Source organism: Dietzia sp. Cai40 (assembly GCF_014145165.1).
Classification (GTDB): Bacteria; Actinomycetota; Actinomycetes; order Mycobacteriales; family Mycobacteriaceae; genus Dietzia; species Dietzia natronolimnaea.
On sequence record NZ_JAALEB010000236.1, the window covers coordinates 1 to 3,803 of the forward strand.

Sequence of the window (3,803 nt, forward strand, 5' to 3'; positions counted from 1 at the left end):
GGCGGCGCCCCCGTATCCCGGGACGCCGCCGCTCGCCGTGGGGCGCGACCGACCTACCGGCCGGGCAGGAAACGCATCGCGTCCGTCGCGGGGGCGAGCATCTTGTGCCACCGCGTGCGGGGCAGGAACGACGGCCCGCCCATGTGCACGACGCGCTGAGTGGCGATCGTCTGCGCCTCGGTGTACTTGAGCAGTCCCTCGTCGCCGTGGCGTCGGCCCACACCGGAGGCGCCCATGCCGCCCATCGGGCCCGCGACGGAGCCCCAGCCCGCGACGTAGCCCTCGCCGACGTTGACGGTGCCGGTCCGCAGGCGCGCCGCGATCTGCTCGCCCTCGGAGTCGGACCCCGCGAACACCGACGAGTTGAGCCCGTACTCGGTGTCGTTGGCCTCGGCGATCGCCTCCTCGACCGAGTCGACCGGGTAGATCGAGACGACCGGGCCGAAGGTCTCCTCGCCGTAACAGGTCGCGCTGGAGGGCACGTCGGTGAGCAGGGTCGGCTCGTAGAACAGGGGGCCGAGGTCCGGGCGGGGGCGACCGCCGGCCAGGACGCGGGCGCCCTTGGCCACGGCGTCGTCGACGTGTGCGGAGACGGTGTCCAGCTGGTCACGGGAGATGAGGCTGCCCATCTCGGCCTCGAAGTCGTAGCCGGGCCCCACGCTCATGGACTGCACACGCGCGGTGAGCTTCTCGATGAGCTGCGGCGCGACGGAGCGCTCCACGTAGACCCGCTCGACCGAGATGCAGAGCTGGCCGGAGTTGGAGAAGAACGCGCGCGTGGCGACCTCGGCCACCTCGTCGAGGTCGGCACCCTCGGTCACGATCATGGCGTTCTTCCCGCCGAGTTCGGCCGAGAAGCCGATCAGGCGCTCGCCGCACTGGCGGCCCAGCGTGCGGCCGGTGGCGGTGGAGCCGGTGAACATGAGGTAGTCCACGTTCTCCACGATCGCCCCGCCGACGGTGCGGCCCGAACCGGGGACCACCTGGAACAGGTCGCGGGGCAGACCCGCGCGGTACAGCAGGTCCGCTGCGGCCAGGGCGCAGAACGGCGTGATGGAGGCGGGCTTGATCACCACGGCGTTACCCGCGGCCAGGGCCGCCAGTGCGTCCGTGGCGGCGAGGTTGAGCGGGTAGTTCCACGGCGCGATCACACCCACGACGCCCTTGGGGTGGCGTCGGACCACGGCCTTGGTCAGGCCCGGCAGCATGCCCTGGACCCGCTTGGGGGCGAGCAGCCCCGGGGCCGTCTTGGCGTAGTGACGTGCGGTGATGAGGCAGTCCAGGACCTCCTCCTGCGCCGAGGCCCGGCTCTTCCCGGTCTCCGCCTGGACGATGTCCATGAGCTGCTCGCGATCGCGCATGACCAGGGAGGCGAAGCGCTTGAGCACGGCGACGCGGTCCGCGGGCTCGCGGTCGGCCCACGCGATCTGGGCGGCGCGGGCCCGCTCGACGGCCGCCAGCACGTCGTCGGCGGTGCCCACGGGGATCTCGGCGAGCGGCTCGCCGGTGAAGACCTCCTCGATGACGGCTGACTCCCGACTCGAGGGATCGGAACGGAATTCGGGGATCGCGACCAGGTCGCGGAGTCGGTCGTAGACACGGGGCGTGGGTCGGCTCATGCCCCGATGTTACCGACGAGTAAGCCGACGCGGTACCGACTCGCCCTTGACCCTGACGTCGCGTCAGGGCCCAGGGTGGTCGATGTGAGAGATGCTGGAGCGATGACGAGCAGTGACGGGCTCACCGTGGGCGCGGTCGCCGACCTCGTCGGCGTCAGTATCCGGACCCTGCACCACTGGGACCGGATCGGGCTGGCGCCGGCGAGTGGACGGACGTGGTCGGACTACCGCGTGTATGACGACGACGACGTCGCGCGCATCCACCGGATCCTGGTCTACCGCGAGCTGGGCCTCCCGCTGGCGCAGATCGGGGTGCTGCTCGACGACCCCGACGTCGACGAGGGCGCCCACCTGTCCCGGCAGCGCGAGCTGCTCCTCGACCGCATCTCGCACCTGCAGGAGATGGTCTCCGCAGTAGACCGCCTGAAGGAGGCGATCGCCGTGAACACACCACTGACACCCGCGGATCGGGCCGAGATCTTCGGCACCGACTGGAACGAGGACTGGCAGGCCGAGGCGCAGCAGCAGTGGGGCGACACCCCGCAGTGGGAGCAGTCGCGACAGCGCACGAGCACGATGTCCAAGGAGGACTGGCGCCGGGTCAAGGCCGAGACGGATTCGCTCAACGCCGACCTGGCCGCAGCCAAGCGGGCCGGGGTTGACCCCGCCTCACCCCGGGCCGCGGAGCTGGTCGAGCGGCATCGTGCGTCGATCTCGACGTTCTACGACTGCACGCGCTCGATGCAGGTGCTGCTGGCGCGCATGTACCGGCAGGACCCTCGCTTCAGCGAGACGTACGACTCGCTCGAGCCGGGCCTGACCGGGTGGATCGAAGCCGCTGTCGAGGCCGACGCCCGCGCGCACGGTGTGGACCCCGACACCGCCACGTGGGACTGATCCCGGTAGTCCCTCACCGATCCGCTCCCGGGTCGCGCTGCGTGTTCGTCCGGATCGCGACCGGTCACGCGCCCCGGACGGTCCATTCCGGGCGCGCGACTCGGCCGACGAGAGGCCGGTCCTGCGTACCCTGGACGCATGACCAGTCGATGGACCACAGCCGACATCCATGACCAGACGGGCCGGACCTTCGTCATCACCGGCGCCAACGCCGGCCTCGGGCTCGAGTCCACCCGGGCGCTCACCGCGGCGGGAGCCCGGGTTCTGATGGCGTGCCGGGACACCACCCGCGCCGAGGCCGCCCGGGCCGGCCTGGCGCACCCGGATCGGGCGGAGGTCGTCCAGCTGGATCTGGCCGATCTGGACTCGGTCCGCTCCGCCGGTCGGGTGCTGGCCGACCACCGACCCGATGTGCTGATCAACAACGCCGGACTGATGAACATCCCGCAGTCGCGCACGGCCCAGGGCCACGAGATGCAGTTCGGGGTGAACGTGCTCGGCCACTTCGCGCTCACCGAGCAGCTCGTCCCCGTGCTCACCGACCGGGTGGTGTGGCTCGGCTCGATGATGCACAAGAGGGGCACCGTCGATCCGGACGACCTCGACTGGACCCGCCGCAAGTACTCGCCGATGGGGGTCTACGCGGCCACCAAGCTCGCCTGCGTCATGCTGGCCTACGAGCAGCAGCGTCGGTTCGACGCGGCGGGGTCACCGCTGAAGGCCGTGGCCGCCCACCCCGGGTACTCGGCCACCAATCTCCAGTACCGCAGCGGCAGCCGGGTCCAGGACCTGATGATGCGGGTCGCGGAGAAGGTCCCGTTCCTCGTCCAGCCGGCCGAGCGCGGGGCCCTGCCCCAGCTCTACGCCGCCACCGTCGACTCCGTTCCCGGCGGCGCGTACGTGGGTCCCGACGGCTTCGGTGAGCTCAGCGGATACCCGAAGATCGTCGACTCCACCCGCGCCTCGCACGACCGCGCGGTGGCGGCGGCCCTGTGGGATCGGTGCGCGGAGATGACAGCGGCGCGGTGACGACGAGCTGAGCCCCGCCCGCGGCTCAGCCGCCAGGGCACTTTCGCGGCTCAGCAGCCAGGGCACTTTCGCGGCTCAGCCGCCACGGCACTTTCGCGGCTCAGCCGCGGCGCCTGGAGCCCGCCAGCAACAGGGCCCCCAGCAGCAGACTCACCGTGGCCAGACCCGCGATCGCGGTGGTCTCCACGCCGGTGGCGGCCAGGGTCGCGGGGCCCGAGGCCTGAGCGCGGGCACCCGGGACCTCGTCACCCGGAGCCG

Annotated in this window: 3 protein-coding genes; 2 read left to right on the top strand and 1 reads right to left on the bottom strand. The window is 71.7% G+C overall.

Going from position 1 to position 3,803, the window contains the following annotated elements; translation table 11 throughout:
- Positions 1-53: 53 nt before the first annotated feature.
- Entirely contained in the window at positions 54-1,619 is a 1,566-nt protein-coding gene (locus G6022_RS09805; RefSeq protein ID WP_182639099.1) for a succinic semialdehyde dehydrogenase, read from the bottom strand.
- Between the two features lie 102 nt (positions 1,620-1,721).
- Between G6022_RS09805 and G6022_RS09810 the strand changes: the two genes are divergently transcribed.
- Both G6022_RS09810 and G6022_RS09815 read left to right on the top strand, forming a co-directional pair.
- Positions 1,722-2,516: a MerR family transcriptional regulator gene (locus tag G6022_RS09810; protein WP_182639101.1), complete on the top strand. Its 795-nt coding sequence runs from the start codon at positions 1,722-1,724 to the stop codon at positions 2,514-2,516.
- 138 nt (positions 2,517-2,654) lie between these two features.
- The gene (locus G6022_RS09815; protein ID WP_182639103.1) at positions 2,655-3,545 is read left to right on the top strand and encodes an oxidoreductase; all 891 of its coding nucleotides are present in this window, start codon (positions 2,655-2,657) and stop codon (positions 3,543-3,545) included.
- Positions 3,546-3,803 lie beyond the last annotated feature (258 nt).

Bases quoted from the DNA above. Each gene is read 5' to 3' on its own strand.
- G6022_RS09805 (WP_182639099.1), bottom strand. From the start codon at position 1,619: ATGAGCCGACCCACGCCCCGTGTCTACGACCGACTCCGCGACCTGGTC.
- G6022_RS09810 (WP_182639101.1), top strand. From the start codon at position 1,722: ATGACGAGCAGTGACGGGCTCACCGTGGGCGCGGTCGCCGACCTCGTC.
- G6022_RS09815 (WP_182639103.1), top strand. From the start codon at position 2,655: ATGACCAGTCGATGGACCACAGCCGACATCCATGACCAGACGGGCCGG.